Origin of the sequence: Edwardsiella piscicida, assembly GCF_021733145.1 — a bacterium.
Classification (GTDB): Bacteria; Pseudomonadota; Gammaproteobacteria; order Enterobacterales; family Enterobacteriaceae; genus Edwardsiella; species Edwardsiella piscicida.
Genome location: NZ_CP090968.1, coordinates 2,720,885 through 2,742,841, shown reverse-complemented (window position 1 = coordinate 2,742,841; position 21,957 = coordinate 2,720,885). Strand labels below are relative to the sequence as shown.

At 61.9% G+C, this 21,957-nt stretch carries 19 protein-coding genes; 9 read left to right on the top strand and 10 right to left on the bottom strand.

The window, feature by feature from the left end; all coding sequences use genetic code 11:
* The first annotated feature begins 8 nt into the window (after nucleotides 1–8).
* Both seqA and pgm read left to right on the top strand, forming a co-directional pair.
* Complete coding sequence (gene seqA, locus L1P05_RS12475; RefSeq protein ID WP_012849433.1) at nucleotides 9–548, top strand: replication initiation negative regulator SeqA; 540 nt, start codon at nucleotides 9–11, stop codon at nucleotides 546–548.
* A 29-nt stretch (nucleotides 549–577) separates the two neighbouring features.
* Complete coding sequence (gene pgm, locus L1P05_RS12470) at nucleotides 578–2,218, top strand: phosphoglucomutase (alpha-D-glucose-1,6-bisphosphate-dependent) (protein ID WP_012849432.1); 1,641 nt, start codon at nucleotides 578–580, stop codon at nucleotides 2,216–2,218.
* 80 nt (nucleotides 2,219–2,298) lie between these two features.
* Here the strand turns inward: pgm and kdpE are convergent, their stop codons facing one another.
* From kdpE to L1P05_RS12440, 6 genes are read right to left on the bottom strand one after another with little or no spacing between them, the layout of a single operon-like run.
* On the bottom strand, nucleotides 2,299–2,988 hold the full coding sequence (gene kdpE / locus L1P05_RS12465) for a two-component system response regulator KdpE (protein WP_012849431.1): 690 nt from the start codon (nucleotides 2,986–2,988) through the stop codon (nucleotides 2,299–2,301).
* Nucleotides 2,985–5,693: a two-component system sensor histidine kinase KdpD gene (gene kdpD, locus L1P05_RS12460; RefSeq protein WP_012849430.1), complete on the bottom strand. Its 2,709-nt coding sequence runs from the start codon at nucleotides 5,691–5,693 to the stop codon at nucleotides 2,985–2,987. The genes kdpE and kdpD overlap by 4 nt, the downstream gene beginning before the upstream one ends.
* A gap of 9 nt (nucleotides 5,694–5,702) precedes the next feature.
* Nucleotides 5,703–6,323 (bottom strand): potassium-transporting ATPase subunit KdpC, encoded by a 621-nt coding sequence (gene kdpC / locus L1P05_RS12455; RefSeq protein ID WP_012849429.1) that lies wholly within the window; start codon nucleotides 6,321–6,323, stop codon nucleotides 5,703–5,705.
* A 22-nt stretch (nucleotides 6,324–6,345) separates the two neighbouring features.
* A complete protein-coding gene (gene kdpB / locus L1P05_RS12450; RefSeq protein WP_012849428.1) occupies nucleotides 6,346–8,412 on the bottom strand; it encodes a potassium-transporting ATPase subunit KdpB in 2,067 nt (688 codons plus the stop codon).
* Between the two features lie 17 nt (nucleotides 8,413–8,429).
* The gene (kdpA, locus tag L1P05_RS12445; protein WP_012849427.1) at nucleotides 8,430–10,127 is read right to left on the bottom strand and encodes a potassium-transporting ATPase subunit KdpA; all 1,698 of its coding nucleotides are present in this window, start codon (nucleotides 10,125–10,127) and stop codon (nucleotides 8,430–8,432) included.
* A complete protein-coding gene (locus L1P05_RS12440; protein WP_034164201.1) occupies nucleotides 10,127–10,216 on the bottom strand; it encodes an ATPase in 90 nt (29 codons plus the stop codon). Before L1P05_RS12440 ends, kdpA begins: the two co-directional genes overlap by 1 nt.
* Nucleotides 10,217–10,615: 399 nt before the next feature.
* Between L1P05_RS12440 and L1P05_RS12435 the strand changes: the two genes are divergently transcribed.
* The 6 genes from L1P05_RS12435 to L1P05_RS12410 all read left to right on the top strand — a co-directional run bounded on the left by L1P05_RS12435 (nucleotide 10,616) and on the right by L1P05_RS12410 (nucleotide 16,441).
* A complete protein-coding gene (locus tag L1P05_RS12435; protein ID WP_012849426.1) occupies nucleotides 10,616–10,816 on the top strand; it encodes a YbfA family protein in 201 nt (66 codons plus the stop codon).
* A gap of 100 nt (nucleotides 10,817–10,916) precedes the next feature.
* Nucleotides 10,917–11,870 (top strand): YbgA family protein, encoded by a 954-nt coding sequence (locus tag L1P05_RS12430; RefSeq protein WP_012849425.1) that lies wholly within the window; start codon nucleotides 10,917–10,919, stop codon nucleotides 11,868–11,870.
* 8 nt (nucleotides 11,871–11,878) lie between these two features.
* Complete coding sequence (phrB, locus tag L1P05_RS12425; RefSeq protein WP_041692537.1) at nucleotides 11,879–13,309, top strand: deoxyribodipyrimidine photo-lyase; 1,431 nt, start codon at nucleotides 11,879–11,881, stop codon at nucleotides 13,307–13,309.
* Nucleotides 13,310–13,364: 55 nt separating this feature from the next.
* Entirely contained in the window at nucleotides 13,365–14,369 is a 1,005-nt protein-coding gene (locus L1P05_RS12420) for an MBL fold metallo-hydrolase (protein ID WP_015462083.1), read from the top strand.
* A 56-nt stretch (nucleotides 14,370–14,425) separates the two neighbouring features.
* The gene (locus tag L1P05_RS12415) at nucleotides 14,426–15,169 is read left to right on the top strand and encodes a type 2 GTP cyclohydrolase I (RefSeq protein ID WP_012849422.1); all 744 of its coding nucleotides are present in this window, start codon (nucleotides 14,426–14,428) and stop codon (nucleotides 15,167–15,169) included.
* 609 nt (nucleotides 15,170–15,778) lie between these two features.
* The gene (locus tag L1P05_RS12410; protein WP_012849421.1) at nucleotides 15,779–16,441 is read left to right on the top strand and encodes an acyl-homoserine-lactone synthase; all 663 of its coding nucleotides are present in this window, start codon (nucleotides 15,779–15,781) and stop codon (nucleotides 16,439–16,441) included.
* Here the strand turns inward: L1P05_RS12410 and L1P05_RS12405 are convergent.
* From L1P05_RS12405 to L1P05_RS12395, 3 genes are all read right to left on the bottom strand, one after another.
* Complete coding sequence (locus L1P05_RS12405; RefSeq protein WP_012849420.1) at nucleotides 16,422–17,141, bottom strand: LuxR family transcriptional regulator; 720 nt, start codon at nucleotides 17,139–17,141, stop codon at nucleotides 16,422–16,424. The genes L1P05_RS12410 and L1P05_RS12405 overlap by 20 nt on opposite strands.
* 769 nt (nucleotides 17,142–17,910) lie before the next feature.
* Nucleotides 17,911–18,249 carry a zinc ribbon domain-containing protein YjdM gene (locus L1P05_RS12400; protein WP_012849419.1) on the bottom strand — a complete coding sequence of 113 codons (339 nt, stop codon included), beginning with the start codon at nucleotides 18,247–18,249 and terminating at the stop codon, nucleotides 17,911–17,913.
* Nucleotides 18,250–18,539: 290 nt separating this feature from the next.
* Nucleotides 18,540–19,076 (bottom strand): GNAT family N-acetyltransferase, encoded by a 537-nt coding sequence (locus L1P05_RS12395; protein WP_012849418.1) that lies wholly within the window; start codon nucleotides 19,074–19,076, stop codon nucleotides 18,540–18,542.
* Nucleotides 19,077–19,318: 242 nt separating this feature from the next.
* Between L1P05_RS12395 and nei the strand changes: the two genes are divergently transcribed.
* Nucleotides 19,319–20,161, top strand: coding sequence for an endonuclease VIII (gene nei / locus L1P05_RS12390; protein ID WP_012849417.1), 843 nt, complete (start codon nucleotides 19,319–19,321; stop codon nucleotides 20,159–20,161).
* Here the strand turns inward: nei and L1P05_RS12385 are convergent.
* Complete coding sequence (locus L1P05_RS12385; RefSeq protein WP_012849416.1) at nucleotides 20,158–21,441, bottom strand: citrate synthase; 1,284 nt, start codon at nucleotides 21,439–21,441, stop codon at nucleotides 20,158–20,160. The genes nei and L1P05_RS12385 overlap by 4 nt on opposite strands.
* Between the last annotated feature and the right edge of the window lie 516 nt (nucleotides 21,442–21,957).

The following is a 21,957-nucleotide window of genomic DNA, read 5'->3' as shown; positions in this document are numbered from 1 at the left end:
GGATAACGATGAAAACGATTGAAGTCGACGAGGAGCTCTACCGCTATATTGCCAGCCACACTCAGCGGATTGGCGAGAGTGCTTCCGACATTCTGCGCCGGCTGCTGAAAGTCGGTATGGAGAGCAAGACGGCCGCCGTCGCTGGCGCGGCGCTTCCTGCGCTGGTAACCCCTCCCGCCGCGGCGGTATCCCGGCCGCAGGATCGCGTGCGCACCATGCGCGAACTGCTGCTGTCGGATGAGTATGCTGAACAGAACAGGGCGGTCAGTCGCTTTATGCTGATTCTGACCACGCTGTACGCCATTGACGCCGATGGGTTTGCGGCGGCAACGGATGCCCTGCACGGGCGCACCCGCGTCTACTTTGCCGGCGATCGCAATACGCTGCTGCAGAGTGGCAATCACACCAAGCCCAAGCAGGTACCCGGCACCCCTTATTGGGTGATCACCAATACCAACTCAGGCCGCAAGCGCGCGATGATCGAACACATCATGCTGGCGATGCAGTTCCCCGTGGAGCTGATCGAGAAGGTTTGCGGCACCATTTGATAAATAACAAGCGTTAGGGAGAAGCGCAGATGGCAAATCACCCGCGCGCCGGGCAGCCTGCCCGGCAGAGCGATTTGATCAATGTGGCTCAGCTGGTTGCACAGTATTACAGCCTGCGTCCGCAGGCGGATAATCCGTCCCACGCCGTGAAGTTCGGCACCTCCGGTCACCGCGGCAGCGCGCAGCGCCAAAGCTTCAATGAGGCGCACATTCTGGCGATCGCCCAGGCGATCGCCGAGGTGCGCAAGGCCAACGGCGTCGAGGGGCCCTGCTTTGTCGGTAAAGATACCCATGCGCTCTCTGAGCCGGCCTTCGTCAGCGTGCTGGAGGTGCTGAGCGCCAACGGCGTTGAGGTGGTGGTGCAGGAGAACAATGGCTTTACCCCGACGCCGGCGGTGTCACTCGCCATTCTGACCCATAACCGTCGCGGCGGCGCGCTGGCCGACGGTATCGTGATTACGCCCTCCCATAACCCGCCCGAAGACGGCGGCATCAAATACAACCCGACCAACGGCGGCCCGGCGGATACCAATCTGACCTGCGTTATCGAGCAGCGTGCCAACCAGCTGCTGGCGCAGGATCTGGCCGGCGTGAAGCGTCTGACGCTGGACGCGGCCTGGCGCAGCGGCCATATCCACGCGCGCGACCTGGTGCAGCCCTACGTTGAAGATCTGCGCGATATCGTCGATATGCCGGCGATTCAGCGCGCCGGTCTGAAGCTCGGCGTGGATCCGCTCGGCGGCTCCGGTATCGAATACTGGCAGCGCATCGGTGAGCATTACGGCCTGGATCTGACGCTGGTCAACGACCATATCGATCAGACCTTCCGCTTTATGCATCTGGACCACGACGGCGTGATCCGCATGGATTGCTCCTCGGAGAGCGCCATGGCGGGGCTGCTGGCGCTGCGCGATCGCTTCGACCTGGCCTTTGCCAATGACCCGGACTATGACCGTCACGGCATCGTAACGCCGGCCGGGCTGATGAACCCGAACCACTATCTGGCCGTGGCCATCGACTACCTGTTCCGCCACCGCCCGCAGTGGGGGGCCGAGGTGGCCGTGGGTAAGACGCTGGTCTCCAGCGCGATGATCGATCGGGTGGTTAAGGCGCTGGATCGCCGCCTGGTGGAGGTGCCGGTCGGCTTCAAGTGGTTTGTCGATGGTCTGTTTGACGGCAGCCTTGGCTTTGGCGGCGAAGAGAGCGCCGGGGCATCGTTCCTGCGCTTCAACGGCACGCCGTGGTCTACCGATAAGGATGGCATCATCCTGTGCCTGCTGGCGGCAGAGATCACCGCCCAGACCGGTAAGAACCCGCAGCAGCATTACGATGCGCTGGCGGCGCGCTTTGGCTCCCCGAGCTATAACCGTCTGCAGGCGCCGGCGACCCATGCCCAGAAGGCGGCGCTTTCCCGTCTCTCTCCGGAGATGGTGCAGGCGGACCGGCTGGCGGGGGATCCGATCACCGCCCGTCTGACCCGCGCCCCGGGCAACGACGCGCCGATCGGCGGGCTGAAGATCATGACCGACAACGGCTGGTTCGCCGCGCGTCCGTCCGGCACCGAGGAGGCCTACAAGATCTACTGTGAAAGCTTCCTGGGTGCGGAGCATCGCCAGCGTATCGAGAAAGAGGCGGTTGATATCGTGAGCGCCGTACTGGCTAACGCGTAAACGCGCCATTCCCCTCCGCAACGCCGCGCACTGCGCGGCGTTTTTTATGGGGGAACGCCGGGGAGAAGCGAACTCGTCCTCTACGGCATAAAGCGGTAGCCGACGCCGGTTTCGGTCAGTAGATGGCGCGGACGGGCCGGTTCGGCCTCCAGCTTCTGGCGCAGGTGTCCCATATAGATACGCAGGTAGTGGCTGTGCTCGACGTAGTTGGGTCCCCAGACGCTGCTGAGCAGCTGGCGCTGGGTCAGCACCTTACCGCTGTTGGCGATAAGCTCGGCCAGCAGGCGAAACTCGATCGGCGTGAGGTGCAGCCGCTCGCCGCGCCGGGTGACGCTGCGCGCCAGCAGATCCACCTGGACGTCGGCGAAGCAGACCAGCGGGCTCTCCTGCTGCTGGCGGGTATGGCGCCGCAGCGCCACCCGCACTCGCGCCAGCAGCTCCGCGACGCCGAAGGGTTTGCTCAGAAAATCCTCGGCGCCGGCGTCGAGGGCCTCAACTTTGTCGGCCTCATCGCAGCGCGCCGAGAGCACGATCACCGGAATGGCGCTCCAGCGGCGCAGATCGCGGATAAACTCCACGCCGTCGCCGTCCGGCAGCCCCAGATCGAGGATGATCAGATCCGGCTGGCGGGTTGCGGCCTCGATCAGGCCACGCTGCAGGCCATCGGCGTCCGCGACGCGCCAGCCTTCGTTTTCCAGGGCGGCGCGCACAAAGCGGCGAATAGCCTGTTCGTCTTCGACGATCAGAATAGTGATGGGGGCGGCTGTCACGGGTTGTCTGTCATCTCCTCATCGGTTTCCGGGTCGATCTCCGGCACGGTTTCCAGCGGCAGGGTGAAGTGAAAATGGGCGCCGCCCTGCGGTGGGCTTTCGACCCAGATTCTACCACCGTGTATATCAATAATGGCACGGCAAATCGCTAACCCCAAGCCGACGCCGGGAATGGCGGACTCTTTATCGCCGCGGGTAAACTTGTTGAAGATATGCGGCAGTTGGTCGGCGGGAATCCCCGGCCCGCTGTCGCTGATCTCCACCTCGAGCCCATCGGCGCCGACCCGCGCGCCGATGGCGATGCGGGCCGCGCTGCCGGCGTATTTCCCCGCGTTCTCCAGCAGATTCTGCAGGACGCGCTCGATGAGCGCCCCGTCGCAGTTCACCAGCGGCAGATCCGCCGGCAGGCTGAGGGCGAGGGGATGGCCGGCCAGCATCGGCTCCAGCGTATGGATGGCGCTGCCGACGATCTCCTCCAGCGACTGCCACGCCTTGCGCAGACGGAAGCCGCCGGACTGGATGCGGGCCATGTCCAGCAGGTTGTTGACCAGGCGGGAGGTGTTGAGGATCTGCTGACGGATCTCCTCCGCCTGCGGGGCGTGGGCCGAGCGTTCGCTGGCCAGATCCAGCGTCAGTATCTCCGCCTGCCCGAATAGCACCGTCAGCGGAGTGCGCAGATCGTGAGAGAGGGCGGCCAGCAGCGAGTTGCGCAGCTGCTCTCGCTCGGCCTCCAGACGGGCCGCCGCCGCGCTGTGGGCCAGGTGCAGGCGCTCCAGCGCGTTGGCGATCATGACGGTATAGGTTTGCAGCAGGCGCTGCTGCTCCGGCACCATCAGCTGGCGCAGGTTGGTCGGCTCAATGGCCAGTACGCCAAAGGTGTTCTGGGCGCTGGAGAGCGGCAGCAGCTGATAGGGAACGCCGGGCAGGGTATCGGTGCCGGCGCCGGCGGGCTGGCGGCGATCCAGACACCACTGGGCGATGGCCAGATCGACGTTGGTGACCCCGGCCTCATCGCCGTGGCGGGGACGCAGTAGGCCGTCGCCGTCCGGCAGCAGCAGCGTGGTGCGGGCGCCAAAGCTGTGATTCAGGGAGGCGCAGGCGCTGTGTACCACCGCGTCGTGATTCAACGCGTTGCCCAGCGCCTTGGACATTTCATACATGTGGCGGGCGCGCTGTTCGCGGTAGCGCGCCACCCGCGCCTGATAGCGCATGCCGGCGGTGAGGTTTCCGATCAGAATACCGACGATCAGCATCACGCCAAAGGTGACCAGGTACTGAACATCGCTGACGGCGAAAGACCATTGCGGCTGCACGAAGAACAGATCGAAGCTGGCGACGCTGATGCAGGCGGAGAAAACCGACGGCCAGCGGCCAAAAAACAGCGCCACCACCACCACGCCGAGCAGGTAGACCATCACCAGGTTGACCTGATCGAAGGTGGGCAGCATCAGCTTGCCGCACAGCGAGATCAGCGCGCACAGCGCCGCGGCCACCAGGAACCCCTGGATCTGCACCCGCCACTTTTCGCCGAACGGGCGCGGATCGTTTTCCCGCGGGCCGCTGGGGCGATCCTCGACGGCGACGATCAGCAGGTCGAGGTCGGGGCCCAGGCGGGCCAGACGGTCGACGAAGCTGGCGCCGGGCCAGCGTAGACGCCGGGACTCGCGCTGGCGGCGACCCAGCAGAATTTTGCCCAGATTGTGTTCGCGGGCGTAGCGTAGGATGGCGCGCTCCGGGGCGGGATCGGAGAGGGTGGCCGTCTCCGCCCCCAGCTCCTGCGCCAGGCGCATGCTGCGCAGGATGGTGCGCCGCTCGTTTTCCGGCAGGCGGTGCAGATGCGGCGTCTCCACGTAGACGGCGTGCCAGACGCAGCCCAGTCGACCGGCCAGGCGGGCGGCGGTGCGCACCAGCTTATCATTGTCGGCGTACTGGCCGATGCACAGCAGCAGGGCATCGCGGGTGTGCCAGACCCGGCTGCCGCCGGGGCCGCTGCGAAAGGCGCGCATCTGATCATCGACCCGATCGGCGGTGCGGCGTAGGGCCAGCTCACGCAGGGCGATCAGGTTTCCCTTGCGGAAAAAGTGCTCGATGGCGCGCTCGGCCTGACCCGGAATATAGACCTTGCCCTCCTTGAGACGCTGGCGCAGGTCGTCCGGCGGCAGGTCGACCAGCACGACCTCGCTGGCGGCGTCAAACAGCCGGTCCGGCACCGTTTCGCGCACCTGTACGCCGGTCACGCTGCCAACGATATCGTTCAGGCTCTCCAGATGCTGTACGTTGACGGTGGTCAGCACGTCGATGCCGGCCGACAGCAGCTCCTCGACGTCCTGCCAGCGCTTGGGGTGGCGCGAGCCGGGGGCATTGGTATGCGCCAGCTCATCCATCAGGATCAGCGCCGGGGCGCGCGCCAGCGCCCGGTCGAGGTCGAATTCGCGGATCTGGCGTCCCCGGTGGTGGATCCGCTTTTGCGCCAGCAGCTCCAGCCCGTCGAGCAGGGCGGCGGTTTCGCTGCGGCCATGGGTTTCCACGACGCCGACCGCCACGTCCAGCCCCTGAGCGCGCAGGCGCTGCGCCTCCTGCAGCATGGCGTAGGTTTTACCGACGCCAGCGCAGGCGCCGAAGAAGACCTTGAGCCTGCCGCGCGCGGGTTCGTTGACCTGGGCCAGCAGGGCGTCCGGATCCGGGCGTTGTTCGTCGTCGACCATGACGTATCCTTATTGAGAGGGCGATGAGGGGTGGCGTAGCGCCGGATCCGATGATAGCCGATCCAGCGCCAGATTCAGCCTCAATACGTTCACCGTCGGCTGGCCGATAAAGGCCGGCCAGCGCGGCTCGGTGTTCTGGGCTATCAGGACATCGATCAGCGCCGGGGGCACGCCGCGCGCCGCGGCGATCCGCGCCGCCTGATAATGGGCGGCCTGCGGCGAGATATCCGGGTCGAGGCCGCTGGCGGAGCTGGTGAGCAGATCGACCGGTATCGGCTCGCCGACGGGCTCCTGCGCGTCGCGCTGGCGCAGGCGTTCGGCGCGCGCGGCCAGCGTCTGGGTCAGCAGCGGGTTGCTGACCGCCAGATTGCTACCGCCCGACGCCATGGCGTTGTAGGGACGCTCGGCGGTGGCCGACGGGCGCGGCCAAAAGTAGTCGTCGCGCTGGAATGATTGACCGATCAGCGCAGAGCCCACCGGATGGCCATCGCGCAGCAGCAGGGAGCCGTTGGCCTGCTGGGGGAACATCAGCTGCGCCAGCGCCGTACTCAGCAGCGGGTAGGCGACGCCGGTGATCAGCGTCAGGATCAGCATCATCATCAGGGTGGGGCGTAACAGCGATAGCGCCATCATCTTCTCCTTGGAGCGGCGTTTAGACCAGGCCGCACAGCGTTAAAAACAGATCGATAATCTTGATCCCGGCGAAGGGGACCAGCAGGCCGCCGGCGCCGTAGATCCACAGGTTACGCCGCAGCAGCGCGCCGGCGCTCAGCGGGCGGTAGCTGACGCCGCGCAGGGCCAGCGGGATCAGGAAGACGATGATCAGCGCGTTGAAGATCACCGCCGACAGGATGGCCGATGCCGGTGAGCTCAGGTGCATCACGTTGAGCTGGTTGAGCTGCGGGTAGGTGGCGGCAAAGGCGGCCGGGATGATGGCGAAGTACTTGGCCACGTCGTTGGCGATGCTGAAGGTGGTCAGCGAACCGCGCGTCATCAGCATCTGCTTGCCGATGTGCACCACCTCGATCAGCTTGGTCGGGTTGGAGTCCAAATCGACCATGTTGCCGGCCTCTTTGGCCGCCTGGGTACCGGAGTTCATCGCCACCGCCACGTCGGCCTGGGCCAGCGCCGGGGCGTCGTTGGTGCCGTCTCCGGTCATGGCGACCAGACGCCCTTCGGCCTGATACTGGCGGATCAGCGCCAGCTTGGCCTCCGGCGTCGCCTCGGCCAGGAAGTCGTCTACCCCCGCCTCGGCGGCGATGGCGGCGGCGGTCAGGCGGTTATCGCCGGTGATCATCACCGTTTTGATCCCCATGCGCCGCAGCTCGGCGAAGCGCTCTTTGATCCCCCCCTTGACGATATCCTTCAGCGCGACGACGCCGAGGATGCGGGCGTCCTCCGCCACCACCAGCGGGGTGGCGCCGCTGCGCGCCACGCGCTCGACGGCCTCCTCCACCGAGCGGGGGAAGTGGCCGCTGGCGGACTCGACGTAGCGGCGGATAGCGTCGACGGAGCCTTTGCGGATCATGCGGCCCTGGATGTTGACCCCGCTCATGCGGGTTTGGGCGGAGAAGGGGACGAAGGTGGCGTTCAGGCTGTTCAGGTCGCGCTCGCGCAGGTTAAAACGCTGCTTGGCCAGCACTACGATGCTGCGTCCCTCCGGGGTTTCGTCCGCCAGGGAGGCCAGCTGCGCGGCGCTGGCCAGCGCCTGCTCGCTGACGCCGCTGACCGGCAGAAACTCGGAGGCCTGGCGGTTGCCCAGGGTGATGGTGCCGGTCTTGTCCAGCAGCAGGACGTCGACATCCCCGGCGGCCTCGACCGCCCGGCCGCTGGTGGCGATCACGTTAGCGCCCAGCATCCGGCTCATGCCGGCGACGCCGATGGCGGACAGCAGGCCGCCGATGGTGGTGGGGATCAGGCAGACTAACAGCGCCACCAGCACGGTCACGGTCACTGGGCTTCCCATCTGGCTGACCTGTGCGCTGAACAGCGAAAAGGGGTACAGAGTGGCGCAGGCCAGTAAAAAGATTATCGTCAGGGCGATCAGCAGGATGGTTAGCGCAATTTCGTTGGGCGTCTTGCGCCGCTTGGCGCTTTCAACCATGGCGATCATCCGGTCAAGGAAGGTTTCGCCGGGGTTGACGCTGCACTGCACCACCAGCCAGTCGGAGAGTACTCGCGTGCCGCCGGTGACCGAGGAGAAGTCGCCGCCGGACTCGCGGATCACCGGCGCCGACTCCCCGGTGATGGCGCTTTCGTCCACCGATGCACCGCCCTCCAGCACCTCGCCGTCGCAGGGCAGGGTATCGCCCGCCTCGACCAGAACCAGGTCGCCTTTGCGCAGGCTTTCGGCGGCCACCTTCTGCCACGGGGCGCCGTACTGCGCCTGCGACAGCTGTTTGGCCCAGCCGCTCTTCTTCACCCCTTTCAGGCTCTCGGCCTGCGCCTTGCTGCGTCCTTCGGCCAGCGCCTCGGCCAGGTTGGCAAACAGCACGGTAAACCACAGCCACAGGGCCAGGCTGCCGGTGAAGACGGCGCTGCCGTCGGTCTGGCCGCACAGGATCATTAGCCAGATAAAGCTGGTCAGCAGGCTGCCCAGGTAGACCACGAACATCACCGGGTTGCGCCACTGGACGCGGGGGTCCAGCTTGCGCAGCGCATCGCGCAGCGCCGTTTTCAGCAGGGCCGGTTCGAATAGTGCACGCTGTTTATGACTCATGATAACTCTCTCTTCCCTTATGGCCGTACGCCGCTCAGCGTCATCTGTAACTGTTCCGCCAGCGGGCCGAGGGCCAGCGCCGGAATAAAGGTCAGGGCGCCCACCAGCAAAATGGTGCCCACCAGCAGGCCGACGAACAGCGCGCCGTGGGTGTGCAGCGTGCCGTTGCCCGCCGGCTGACGCTTTTTCAGCGCCAGCGCGCCGGCGATCGCCATGACCGGCACGATCACCCCGAAGCGTCCCAGCAGCATGGTCAGCGCCAGCAGCAGGTTGTAAAACGGCGTATTGACGCTCAGGCCACCGAAGGCGCTGCCGTTGTTGTTGGCGGCGGAGGAGAAGGCGTACAGCACCTCGCTGAAGCCGTGGGCGCCCGGGTTGAGGATCGCGCTGCGTCCGGCGTCGCACAGCAGCGCGATGGCGCTGCCGGTGAGCACCAGGGCCGGCGGGATCAGAATGGCCAGGGCGGTCATTTTCATTTCATAGACGCCGATCTTTTTCCCCAGGTACTCCGGGGTGCGACCGATCATCAGCCCGGCGATGAAGACGGTCAGCAGGACGAACAGCAGCATGCCGTACAGGCCGCTGCCTACGCCGCCGAAGACCACCTCGCCTATCTGCATCAGCCACATCGGCACCATGCCGCCCAGGGCGGTGAAGGAGTCGTGCATGGCGTTCACCGCGCCGCAGGAGGCCGCCGTCGTGACCACGGCATACAGGGCGGAGGAGAGGATGCCGAAGCGGCTCTCCTTACCCTCCATGTTGGCGCTGTCGTCGGCGCCCAGCGCTATCAAGTGCGGGTTACCCTGCAGCTCGGCGTACATCACCGAGCCCGCGGCAACGATAAAGATCAGCGACATGGTCCACAGCAGGGCGTGGCCCTGACGGCTGTCGCCGACGCTGCGACCAAAGGCGAAGCACAGGGCGGTCGGTAGCAGAAGGATCGCCACCATCTGCAGCAGGTTGCTCAGCGCGGTCGGGTTTTCAAACGGGTGAGCGGAGTTCGCGCCGAAAAAGCCGCCGCCGTTGGTGCCGAGCAGCTTGATGGCCTCCTGGGAGGCGACCGGTCCCATCGGCAGCAGCTGTGTGCCCCCCTCCAGCGGTGCCACGCTGACATAGGCGCTAAAATTCTGCAGCACGCCCTGACTGACAAAAAATAGGCTCAGCAGCAGCGACAGCGGCAGCAGGACATACAGGGTGATGCGCCACAGATCGACCCAGGCATTGCCCAGCATCGGATCGGCGTGGCGGGCGAAGGCGCGGATCAGGGCAAACAAAACGGCGATGCCGCTGGCCGCCGACAGAAAGTTTTGTACGCCGAGTCCGGCCATCTGGCTGAGGTAGCTCAGGCTGCTCTCGCCGCTGTAGGCCTGCCAGTTGGTATTGGTGACAAAGCTGACGGCGGTATTGAGGGCCAGATCCCAGCGCAGGCCGGGGAATCCCTGGGGGTTGAGGGGCAGTAGCCCCTGCGCCATCAGCAGCGCGAACAGCAGCACGATCCCCAACAGGTTAAAGGCGAGGATGGCCAGCAGATAGTGACGCCAGTCCATTTCATGGGGCGTCACGCCGCACAGGCGCCACAGGGCGTTCTCCGTACGCGCCATGGCGCGGTACGGCTCGCCGTCGATCAGGCGGCTCAGCAGGCTGCCCAGCGGTGGGGCCAGAATCAGCAGCGGCAGCATCAGCAGACCGATTAGCATCAAGGCATGGGTAAACATCAGAAGTCCTCCGCATGCCACAGTGCATACACCAGATAAACCAACAGGAGTAGCACCAGTACGGCACAGGCGATCAGTCCCAGCGTCATTTTTTATCTCCTTTAGCGCGATGACAGTATCAAGATAGGCGCTCTCGGGTATAAATGAGGCAAAAAGCGGCGTCATCGCTGTAAAAAAAGTATAAAAATGGCGGGGCTGGCGTGGGGCGCGCCGTGCGTTAGATGCGCGGCGGGAAAGGGGAGGATAGCCAGGAGACTCTCGCCCATGTCGTGAACGCTCGTCACGCCTGACGATGCGCCAGCGCGATCGGCATTATCGTTGCTGTCCTCTATCGCATTGCGGCGTACGCTGACGCAACAAGTGGTCGGAGGTGTGCTTGATCTTTGTGCGCTCAGGGGCTATGTTGGGGCTGTTTCGGCCACCGTTTTCGGCCGTTTTTTGACGCTCCCGGCGCCGGCGCCAGCGGACGTATTTGCAAGGAGGTCACGATGTATCAGCGCTATTCCTGGCCGCGTATCTGGCTGCGCCGCAGCGGCGTGATTCTGGTGGGTACCCTGGCCTTTCCCGTGATGCTGCTGCGTCACGATCGGGCACGCTTCTATAGCTATCTGCACCGGGTCTGGTCGAAAACCAGCGACAAGCCGGTGTGGCTGGCGGAGTCAGAAAAGGTTCGGCCCGACTTCTTCTGAGCCCGTGCGCGTCACGATACCTGGCAAACCCCATTCGGCAATCTACACTTGGCGTACCGACTCCTCGTGGTCACGGGGATAGAACAACGGAGGGTACGCCATGTCTTCTGCCATTCCCGTCGGGATCAGCGCCTGCCTGCTCGGTCAGACGGTGCGCTTTGACGGCGGTCACCGGCGCTTTGCCTTCGCCGCCGATACCCTGGCGCCGTTTTTCCACTTCCTGCCGCTGTGCCCCGAGATGGGCATCGGCCTGCCGTCGCCGCGCCCAGCGCTGCGCCTGATTCGCCACGATGCGTCGTCGTCGGTGGCGCTGGTCAACAGCCGGGATCCGACGCTGGACTATACGGCGGCGATGGAGGATTTCGCCGCGCGTCAGCTGCCGCAGCTGCAGTCGCTGTGCGGGTTTATCCTCTGCGCCCGCTCGCCCAGCTGCGGCATGGAGCGGGTGAAGGTGTATACGTCGCACGAGGCGCGTAAAAACGGAGTGGGATTGTTCGCCGCCGCCCTGATGACGGTGATGCCCTGGCTGCCGGTCGAGGAGGATGGGCGCCTGAGCGACGGCGCGCTGCGGGAGAACTTTATTGCCCGAGTATACGCGCTGCACGAGTTTAACCAACTGTGGCCGTCGGGGCTGAGCCGCGGGGCGCTGGTGGCGTTCCACAGCCGCTATAAGCTGCTGTTGCTGGCCCACTCTCAGCCCGCCTACCGCGCGCTGGGGCGGATGGTGGCGGAGATAGGCCAGTGGCCTTCGACGACGGCGTTTGCCACAGAATACCGTCACCGGCTGATGGCGCTGATGCGACAGCCCGCCTCACGCCGTAACCATACCAATGTGCTGCAGCACGTACAGGGCTACTTCAGCCCACGCCTCAATCCTGCCCAGCGTGCCGAGCTGAGCCAGCTGATCCTACAGTATCGCCAGGGGGTACAGCCCCTGCTGGCGCCGCTGACGCTGATCAACCACTACCTGCGGGAGTACCCGGACGACTACCTGGCGTCGCAGCGCTATTTCTCCCCCTATCCGGACGCTCTGCGTCTGCGCTATGGCCATTAGGGGGTGCGATGAGGACGCACGTGGTGTGGCTGCGCAGCGATCTGCGCATGACGGATAACCGAGCGCTGCACGCGGCCTGTGCCGATGCCCGAGCGCGGGTGGTGGCGCTGTATGTGGCGACGCCGCGTCAGTGGCTGGCGCAGGAGATGGCGCCGCGTCAGGCGCAGTTTATCTGGCAGAATCTGTCGGCGCTGCAGGAGGCGCTGGGGCAGCGCCAGATCCCGCTGTACTGCCTGAGCGTGGACGACTATGCGGCCCAGGCGCGGACGGTGCGCGAGGTGTGCCTGCGCGAGCGCGCCGATGCGCTGTTTGCTAACCGTCAGTATGAGCTGAATGAGCGCCGCCGCGACGATGCGCTGGCCGCCGCGCTGCCCTTTCCCTGCCATTTTTTTGACGACGCGCTGCTGCTGGCGCCGGGGGCGGTGCTGACCGGCGCGGGCGCGATGTTTAAGGTTTTTACGCCGTTTAAGCGCGCCTTTCTGCGCGGTCTGGCCTCGGCCGATCTGCGCGTGCTACCCGCGCCGTCGCCGCGTCAGCCGATCGCGGCGGCCCCGACGCCGGTCGCGCGCGTCGATTATCCGGACGCCGCGGTGGATAGCGCGCTGTTTCCCGCCGGTGAGACGGCGGCCCAGGTGCGCCTGGCGCAGTTTTGTCACGGGGCGCTGGCGACGTATGCGGCGCGGCGCGATTTTCCGGCGCAGGCGGGAACCAGTCAGCTCTCCCCCTACCTGACGCTGGGAGTGCTATCGCCGCGCCAGTGTCTGGCGGCGCTGCAGGCGCAGGCGTTGGCCTCCCCCAGCCCCTCCAGCGGTGCCGAGGCCTGGTTAAATGAGCTGATCTGGCGTGAGTTTTACCGCCATCTGCTGGTGGCCTGGCCGGATCTCTGCCGCCATCGTCCCTTTATTCCCTGGACGGCGCGGATCCGCTGGCGGGACGATCCGGCGGGACTGCAGCGTTGGCAGCAGGGGATGACCGGCTTTCCGCTGGTGGATGCCGCCATGCGCCAGCTGAACCGCTGCGGTTGGATGCATAATCGGCTGCGCATGCTGACGGCCAGCTTTCTGGTCAAGGATCTGCTGATCGACTGGCGTCTGGGCGAGCGTTATTTTCTGCGTCAGCTGATCGACGGCGATCTGGCCGCGAACAACGGCGGCTGGCAGTGGGCCGCCTCTACGGGCAGCGATGCCGCGCCCTATTTCCGCATCTTTAATCCGCGTGTACAGGGGCAGCGCTATGATCCGCAGGGGCAGTTTATCCGCCGCTGGCTCCCTGAACTGCGAGAGGTTCCGGACAGTGACATTCATCACCCTCAGCGCTGGGCGCTGCGGCAGCGTCGCGTGCTAGACTATCCCGACCCGCTGGTCGATCACGCCCGCGCGCGGCAGGACACGCTGTTGGCCTTTGCCCGCGCCCGCGCAGGGGACGACGGCGCGGCATAAGGCGCTGGCGCCGAAAACATGGCAAAGACAGGGAGAGTGGTACATGACGCAGAGGATGTGGCGTAGATGGGTGGCCGGCGGCGCGCTGCTGTGCGGGCTGGCGATGTGTCCCGCGCAGGCCGCGTTTGAGCTGGTGGCGCTGGGCAGCGGCGGTGGGCTGAGCGGCGATAATCTGAACGCCTATCTTATCCGCCATGAGCGCGATACGCGCTATGTTGCGCTGGACGCTGGTACCACCCTGCCGGGGATCGCTCGAGCGCTTGAGCAGGGAGCGTTTCCTACGGTGAGCGCGGAGCGCGCCGCGCCCTGGACGCCACAGGGCTATGTGCTGAGAGAGCTCATCGCCGCCTATTTCATCAGCCATCCCCATCTGGATCACGTCGCCGGCCTGCTGCTGGCGGCGCCGGAGGATAGCCGTAAGCCGATCTACACCCTGGCGGACAGCGCCGACACCCTGCGCAATCACTATTTTAACTGGAAGAGCTGGCCTAACTTCAGCGATGCCGGGCAAGGGCAGCGGCTGGGCACCTACCGCATCCACAGCGTCCGCCCGGGGCAGCGCTTTACGCTGGGCGTCAGCGGTCTGAGCGGGGTTGTCTACCCGCTCAGCCACGGCGGAGAGACGTCGTCGATGATCCTGCTGGAGCGAGAGGGAGAATACGTGGCGTACTTTGGCGATACCGGCGCCGATCGGGTAGAGAACAGCCAGCGCTTGGACAGCGTCTGGCGCCGACTGGGGCCGCTGGTGGCCAGTAGGGCGCTAAAGGGGATCATCATAGAGACCTCCTTCAGCGATGAGGTGCCCGAGACGCAGCTGTTTGGGCACCTGACCCCGGCGCTGCTGAACCAGGAGATGATCAATCTGTCCCGCTACAGCGGCGGTACGGCGGCGCTGGCGGGACTGCCGGTGGTGATATCGCATATCAAGCCGTCGCTGCGGGCCGGCGTCGCGGCGGAGCAGCAGATCATGGCACAGCTGGCGGCCGGGAACCGCAGCGGCGTGGCGTTTCGCCATCTGCGTCAGGGGGAGCGGACGCTGTTTGCCGGAGGAGACGAGTAGCGTATTATCCGCAGCACGATCGATGACGGCGGCAGGCGACCTGCCCGGGAGACCCCATGGATAATTTGGTTTTGGAGCAGCGGATTAACCGATTGCTTGACGTAGACAGTATGCAGGATTACGCCCCCAACGGCCTGCAGGTGGAGGGGCGTCGTGAGGTGCGGCGCATCGTTACCGGCGTGACCGCCTGCCAAGCGCTGCTGGATGCCGCCGTGGCGGCCGAGGCCGACGCGGTGCTGGTTCACCACGGATACTTTTGGAAGAGCGAGGCACCGACGGTGCGCGGGATGCGGCGGCAGCGTCTGAAAACGCTGCTGGCTAACGACATCAATTTATACGCCTACCATCTACCGCTGGACGCCCATCCCGAGCTGGGCAATAACGCCCAGCTGGCGCAGAGGCTAAAGATCACTCCGCATGGGCTGATTGCGCCGCTGTTGCCCTATGGCGAGCTCCAAACGCCCTGCAGCGCCGGAGAGCTGGCGGGGCGTCTGGAGCGTAAGCTGCACCACGGCGTTTTGCACTGCGGCGATAGCGGGCCCGCGCTGATCCGGCGGGTGGCCTGGTGCAGCGGCGGTGGGCAGGGCTTTATTGAGCAGGCGGCGACCTTTGGCGTGGATGCGTTTATCAGCGGTGAGGTGTCGGAGCAGACGATCCACGTTGCCCGCGAGATGGGGATTCACTTCTTTGCCGCCGGCCATCACGCCACCGAGCGCGACGGCGTTCGGGCGCTAGGGGAGTGGCTGGCCCGAGAGCATGATCTGGACGTCACCTTTATCGATATTGCCAATCCCGCCTAGCGGGGCTGCGCGGTGGGGGGCTCTCGCCGCGCGATCGCCGCCATAATACCAAACCAATACCATAGCGCCGTGCCCTAATATAATCGGCCGCGCTATTCCGTCATTAGCGTAAACGGTGCTAGCCGATCGCCCGATGCAGGCAGCGACGGCGCCTGAGAGTATCGTCAGGATGATAAAAATAACATTATGAGAGTTATTATTTTCCCAATGATTACGCGTATGACGTTAGGTTATTCCTAGAGCCTCATCGTTGCATTTCCGCTGACGCTGAAGCATAATCCAAAGAATCCATGTCCCGCTTAACCTTCTGTCGATAAACAAAAAAGTGTTTATTTTCCCCGTCAGACGAACGCACTGCCGCCGCGCTTTCAGCCTTACGTACCGTCGCAGATGATAAAATCTCAGTATATTGGGCGGGGTTATTATGTTATGGTCAATAACATGGATTCGCAGCGGAGTTAATCTCTCCGCTGGACTGTATTCGGATATTTTCTTAGTAAATGAAATATAGGATTATAGTGGCACGCGTCAGCGTAGGGTAAGGCACCGTTTGGCTTACGCTGGGTTACGTGGTGGTGTGTACACAGGCGGGGCGTTAAAGGACAGAAAATGTTTGAGATTTTTGATGTTGACTACCAGTCTCTGTCAAGAACGACATCAACAGAGCTATTTTCCCTGCGCAAGGGGACGTTTAAGGATCGGCTCAATTGGGCGGTAACCTGCAGCGATGGGATGGAGTTCGATGAGTATGACAGCGAGCATACAACCTATCTGTTGGGGGTGAAGGATAACGATGTGGTGTGCAGCGTACGCTTAATTGAAACCTGTCATCACAACATGATTGTCGGCACGTTTTTCCGCTACTTTGAGAAAGGCGAGATCCCGGCCAGCAGCCAGTTTTTTGAATCCAGCCGCTTCTTTGTTGATAAGCGCCGCGCCCGAACTCTGCTGGGCAATCAATATCCGCTGTGTCATCTCCTGTTTCTCGCCATGATTAACTATACGATGGCCTCTGGTCACCGCGGTATTTATACGATTGTCAGCCATTCGATGCTGCGGATTTTGACCCGCTCCGGCTGGAATATTACCGTGGTGGAGCGCGGCGTCTCGGAGAAAGCGCAGGATATCTATCTAGTCTATTTACCGACGGATGCGGCGAACCAGCGTCTGCTGATAGAGCGTATTAATCAGGATCAGCCTTTTGATGAGGAGGCCCTGCAGAGTTGGCCTCTGGTACTGAAGGCCGATACGCTCAGCCCTCAATCGGCTTAATCAACTGCAGCTCAACGCCAAGCCGGATCGCGTGCTTGGCGTTTAATACCCCCAGCTTTTTGACAACGTTGCCAATGTGAAACTTGACGGTGCCGGTTTTAATACCGAGGATCAGCGCAATTTCTTGGTACGTTTTCCCCATACTGGCCCAGTAAAGAATTTCATTTTCACGCGTGGAGAAAATATTCTCTATTGGCTCTTTTTTGCTGCAGTAGTGCTGTGCGGTAATGTGGCGCTGGCCATTCATAAAGCGCTCATGGGCATCGATCAGCAGCATTTGTAGGACGCCTCTGCTGCGCTCAATCTCCGCCAGTCCGCGATCGTCGACCATCAGAGACAGCATCGCCAGCTGATTATCCGCATCATGCAGCACAAAGGTGTAGCCTCGGCTCACCTGGTATTTCTTGGAAAGATTAAAAATTTTCGAGAGGTTCAGCTTCGAGTTGACGGTGATCTTCTCATCCCACAGGAAGGGCGATACCCGGCGCAGGGCAGAGATCACGACCGGATCGATGTGCTGATAATGGTGTTCTTTATACAGCGTTACCCATTCATCTGGGTAATTGGAGATGATAATAATGTCCGATGGGTTTTTCTTATTGAGCAATAAATAGGCAAACTGAGTGTGGCCGTAAGCGACCAGTGACCGATCGATAAATTGCTTGATCTCTCTTGTCAGGCTCTCATTATCAGCAAACACGCTCGTTCCTTCTCCCAATCACCTTATCGCGAAAGATATACAGTAATACGTTCCGCGGCTAATTACATCCTCTATCTTGCGTGTCAACGGGAATTTTACATAGGTAACTGAACGGTATCCGCATGATAGCTATACCTTAGTCTAACTAGACGCTATCGGCAGATGTCAATAGAATTAGAACCAGGCCGAAAAGGTAAAAAAAAACCTGATTCATCGCTGAATCAGGTTGCCAATTTCGGCCAACACCAGGGAAAACGATACAATCAGGCTGATACTTTCCGTGTCATATAAAGAGAGAAGGTACACCTGATTGACTCACTGCATATCGCAATCAGCGCTACGCATATATATTCAGTTACGTGAAATATATCCTCATTCTGTTTCTGCTCTGCTCTGCACTGTCACAGATAGCTTACATAAAAACCGCTGCGGAATATAGACCCCTCGCTATCTTTTTTTCTGTAATTTACAAAGTAACAGAAATAAAGCTTACGATTATCCCCCTTTCCACTGACGATTTTTAGAACATAGTTATTATTACTATTTGATATTAAAAGACTTTAATAATAAAAGTGTCAGCTTTCGTCATCAAAATCAGCGAATGATTTGCATGTTATTCACCATGAAATATTGCATCTTTGATGTAAAGATATAGTAAAAAATCATGATTTTTATTAATTAAGTACAAAAAAAGATCACCCATTTACGGATGATCTTATTTAATTGTCTACTAATGGTATTATCGCCCGCTATTCACCACGGGACTGACTTAGTTCTTTTTGACGAATTCTGACTTGAGCTTCATCGGGCCAAAGCCGTCGATTTTGCAATCGATGTTATGATCGCCTTCGACCAAGCGAATGTTTTTGACCTTCGTGCCGATCTTCAGCATTGAGGAGCTGCCCTTGACCTTCAGATCTTTGATCACGGTGACGCTGTCGCCGTCCGCCAGCAGGTTGCCGTTGGCGTCTTTGACGATCAGGGTCTCTTCTTCCGCGCTTTCGGCGGTGGCGTCATTCCATTCATAGGCGCACTCCGGGCAGACATACATATCATTGTCCTGATAGGTGTATTCAGAGTGGCACTTCGGGCAGTGTGGCAGTTGCATGTTATGGCCTCGCAAAAGTAAAAACCGCCGGGAATAGTGCCTGAGTGACAGGAGCGCCGGGCGGTAAAAAGAAGTGAAAACAAACGATACGACCGTATTATAACCCATTTATCATTATTTTTGTTGGAAAATCTTTTCATCCAGCCTATATGCGTTGGATGAAAGTCTGTTTCCATGGCGATGGTTTATATTTTTTGATATTAAAATCAATATGTTGTTTTTATTAATTGCAAATTACCGTGTAAATATTCGCTTTACACTTCATTACGCCGAAATACGCTGCTTCCTGATCAGTCAAAGCGTCGCAGGTAGATATTTTGATCGTAGCGTACGCCATCAAGCTCCTCGCCGCGGCGGCGCGTCTCGACCAGCGTGAAGCCGTTGCGCAGGGCGACGGCGTTGCTGCGCTGGTTGATGACCATGCACTGAATGACAAAGCGAGTAACCAGTCCCTGCGCTACGCAGTGGTACATCAGGGCCTGCAGGGCGGCGGACATGAGCCCTTTTCCCTGATGGGTCCGATCGATCCAGTAGCCGATCGGCGCACAGCGGCGCTCGCGATCGATGCTGTTAAGGGAGATGAGCCCGATGCAGCGCTGGCGGTAAACCAGGACATAGTGGCGCGCGCTGCCCGCTCGGTGGGCATCGGCCTGGGCACGCAGGGTCTGCAGCGTGTTATCGATATGCACCATACTGTGGGGCCAGGGCATAAAGCGAGTGAGGTGATCGCGGTTGGTATCGACCAGCGCGAAGAGGGCGCGGGCAAAGCGCGGATGCGCCGGGATCAGCGCCAGATCGGGCCCGGCCTGCAGGACGGTGTGATACATGGGAGCTCCTGTATGGGGCGCGGCCAGAGCGCGGCGCGCCGTCGGCCTGTCAGTATAGCGCTTGCCGACGGCATCGGGGCAACCAAAAGGCGCCGCCGTGCGGCGGGGTTGAAAACGAGCGCCGCGCCGCCACTTAGGTAGATCCGACTCCGCGGCGTGGCGATATGACGCTCACGCCTGCGCAGGAAGGGGAGATCCATTTTCGGCCTCGCGGCCAAGCATACGCTATTAGGGGGGCATCTATGCCGGAAGGACCAGAAATTCGCCGGGCGGCAGATGGACTGCGCGCTGCGGTCGGGGGTGGGACGCTGACCCGGGTCTGGTTTGGCGCACCGTCGCTGCAGCGCTACGCCGCCGGGCTGGTTGGCTGCCAGATTACGGCGATCGAGACGCGGGGCAAAGCGCTGCTGATCCACTTTTCCAACGGCATGAGCATGTACAGCCATAATCAGCTGTACGGCGTCTGGCGCGTGGCCGCCGCCGGCGAGACGCCGCCGACGTCGCGCTCGCTGCGCGTGCGTCTGGAGACCGCCGAGCGGGCTATCCTGCTCTACAGCGCCTCCGATATTCAGCTGGCGCCGCGGGCGCAGATCCTCCGCCACCCCTTTTTACTGCGCATCGGCCCCGACGTGCTGGATCCTGCCCTGACGGAGGCGCAGGTGCGCGAGCGTCTGTGCTCGCCGGCGTTTTGCCGTCGTCAGCTGGGGGCCCTGCTGCTGGATCAGCGCTTTCTGGCCGGACTGGGGAACTACCTGCGGGTGGAGATCCTGTGGCAGGCGGGCGTGTCGCCGCAGCGGCGGGCGACGGAGCTGAGTCCGGCGCAGCTGACATCGCTCTGCCATGCGCTGTTGGCGCTGCCGCGCCTCTCCTATGCAACGCGTGGTCAGGTCGATGAGGGGCGCCACCACGGGGCGCTGTTCCGCTTTCGGGTATTTCACCGCGCGGGGGAGGCGTGTGAACGCTGCGGGACGACGCTCGTCCGCGCGCAGGCGGCGTCGCGTCCGTTTTACGGCTGTCCGCGCTGCCAGGAGGGGCTGGACGCGGGGGAAACCGGCGGGAGTGACTCCCGCCGGGGAGGCGATTAACGCTGGTCCAGCCGTGAGCTGAAGTCGCGGCGCGTATAGCCGGTATACAGCTGGCGCGGGCGGGCGATCTTCAGGCCGTCCTCGTGCATTTCATTCCAGTGGGCTATCCAGCCGACGGTGCGCGCGATGGCGAAGATGACGGTGAACATGCTGGAGGGGATCCCCATGGCCTTCAGTATGATGCCGGAGTAGAAGTCGACGTTGGGGTAGAGCTTTTTCTCGATGAAGTAGGGATCGTTCAGCGCGATGTGCTCCAGTTCCAGGGCTACCTCCAGCAGATCGTCATTCATACCCAGCTCATTGAGCACTTCATGGCAGGTTTCGCGCATCACGGTGGCGCGCGGATCGTAGTTTTTATAGACCCGGTGGCCAAAGCCCATCAGGCGGAACGCATCATTCTTATCCTTGGCGCGCTTGATGAAGGCTGGAATGTGTTCCACGCTGCGGATCTCTTCCAGCATCTTCAGGCAGGCCTCGTTGGCGCCACCGTGGGCGGGTCCCCACAGCGAGGCGATACCGGCGGCGATACAGGCGAAGGGGTTGGCGCCGGAGGAGCCGGCGGTGCGCACGGTCGAGGTGGAGGCGTTCTGCTCGTGGTCGGCGTGCAGGATCAGGATGCGATCCATGGCGCGCTCCAGCACCGGGTTGACCACATACTCTTCGCACGGCGTCGCGAACATCATGCGCAGGAAGTTGCCGGCGTAGGAGAGGTTATTCTGCGGGTAGATAAAGGGCTGCCCCAGCGAGTATTTGTAGCACATGGCCGCGACGGTCGGCATCTTGGAGAGCAGGCGGAACGCGGCGATCTCACGGTGGCGCTCGTTGCTGATGTCCAGCGAGTCATGGTAAAACGCGGCCAGCGCGCCGGTAACGCCGCACATGACGGCCATCGGGTGGGAGTCGCGGCGGAACCCCTGCAGCAGACGGGTGATCTGCTCATGGATCATGGTGTGCCGGGTGACGGTGCTCTTGAAGACATCGTATTCCGCCTGCTCAGGCGCCTCGCCGTACAGCAGAATGTAGCACACCTCGAGGAAAGAGGAGTTTTTGGCCAGCTGATCGATGGGATAGCCGCGGTGCAGCAGGATCCCCTCATCGCCGTCAATATAGGTAATTTTGGATTCGCAGGAGGCCGTGGAGGTAAATCCCGGGTCAAAGGTGAAGTAGCCCTGGCTACCCAGTTTGCGAATATCGATCTCCTCATTTCCTAACGTCCCCGCGAGGACATCGAGCTCTATATGCTCTGCGCCCACCGTCAGCGTTGCTTTCTTCTCTGCCATACAGCCTCCTTGGGTACTGCTATTTTTAGACTCATTAACGATGCACAGGGTGCAGCGCGGTAAGCTTTCCTGGCATGTGATGATCGGCATCCGGCCCTACGGCGTCAGACCCTGCGGGGTCAGCCTCTGTCACGATAGCCACGCTGTTGCCGTTACTCGTTGTTAAAAATATGCTTCCAAAACTGCGTGCTGATTATGATTATTATGTTGACGGTATGGAAAAGGGTTTCCAGATCGACCGCCTAACGTTTTCTCATAGGAACGCCGCGTGGGCAACATCTAATCATAGTGCACAGTTTTAATCCTTTCATTGTTGCTAAAATGTTACTGTTTTGTCTATAAATCCAGTTTATTTATTAACCTCTGGTGAATGCGTGACCGTTGTCACTGTTCTAGTTAAATGTTATTCATCATTTTGTGTTGTAATTGTAATCAATTTGTATCGACCCTATACTGCCGCCAGGTCTCCGGGACTTACCCTCGGGTAAGCGTACCTGCAGTGGAGCACCCAGCAGC

What these genes read in the sequence shown, in the direction of transcription:
- seqA (WP_012849433.1), top strand. Translation starts at nt 9, where the DNA reads ATGAAAACGATTGAAGTCGACGAGGAGCTCTACCGCTATATTGCCAGC.
- pgm (WP_012849432.1), top strand. Translation starts at nt 578, where the DNA reads ATGGCAAATCACCCGCGCGCCGGGCAGCCTGCCCGGCAGAGCGATTTG.
- kdpD (WP_012849430.1), bottom strand. Translation starts at nt 5,693, where the DNA reads ATGGTCGACGACGAACAACGCCCGGATCCGGACGCCCTGCTGGCCCAG.
- kdpC (WP_012849429.1), bottom strand. Translation starts at nt 6,323, where the DNA reads ATGGCGCTATCGCTGTTACGCCCCACCCTGATGATGATGCTGATCCTG.
- kdpB (WP_012849428.1), bottom strand. Translation starts at nt 8,412, where the DNA reads ATGAGTCATAAACAGCGTGCACTATTCGAACCGGCCCTGCTGAAAACG.
- kdpA (WP_012849427.1), bottom strand. Translation starts at nt 10,127, where the DNA reads ATGTTTACCCATGCCTTGATGCTAATCGGTCTGCTGATGCTGCCGCTG.
- L1P05_RS12440 (WP_034164201.1), bottom strand. Translation starts at nt 10,216, where the DNA reads ATGACGCTGGGACTGATCGCCTGTGCCGTACTGGTGCTACTCCTGTTG.
- L1P05_RS12435 (WP_012849426.1), top strand. Translation starts at nt 10,616, where the DNA reads ATGTATCAGCGCTATTCCTGGCCGCGTATCTGGCTGCGCCGCAGCGGC.
- L1P05_RS12430 (WP_012849425.1), top strand. Translation starts at nt 10,917, where the DNA reads ATGTCTTCTGCCATTCCCGTCGGGATCAGCGCCTGCCTGCTCGGTCAG.
- phrB (WP_041692537.1), top strand. Translation starts at nt 11,879, where the DNA reads ATGAGGACGCACGTGGTGTGGCTGCGCAGCGATCTGCGCATGACGGAT.
- L1P05_RS12420 (WP_015462083.1), top strand. Translation starts at nt 13,365, where the DNA reads ATGTGGCGTAGATGGGTGGCCGGCGGCGCGCTGCTGTGCGGGCTGGCG.
- L1P05_RS12415 (WP_012849422.1), top strand. Translation starts at nt 14,426, where the DNA reads ATGGATAATTTGGTTTTGGAGCAGCGGATTAACCGATTGCTTGACGTA.
- L1P05_RS12410 (WP_012849421.1), top strand. Translation starts at nt 15,779, where the DNA reads ATGTTTGAGATTTTTGATGTTGACTACCAGTCTCTGTCAAGAACGACA.
- L1P05_RS12400 (WP_012849419.1), bottom strand. Translation starts at nt 18,249, where the DNA reads ATGCAACTGCCACACTGCCCGAAGTGCCACTCTGAATACACCTATCAG.
- L1P05_RS12395 (WP_012849418.1), bottom strand. Translation starts at nt 19,076, where the DNA reads ATGTATCACACCGTCCTGCAGGCCGGGCCCGATCTGGCGCTGATCCCG.
- nei (WP_012849417.1), top strand. Translation starts at nt 19,319, where the DNA reads ATGCCGGAAGGACCAGAAATTCGCCGGGCGGCAGATGGACTGCGCGCT.
- L1P05_RS12385 (WP_012849416.1), bottom strand. Translation starts at nt 21,441, where the DNA reads ATGGCAGAGAAGAAAGCAACGCTGACGGTGGGCGCAGAGCATATAGAG.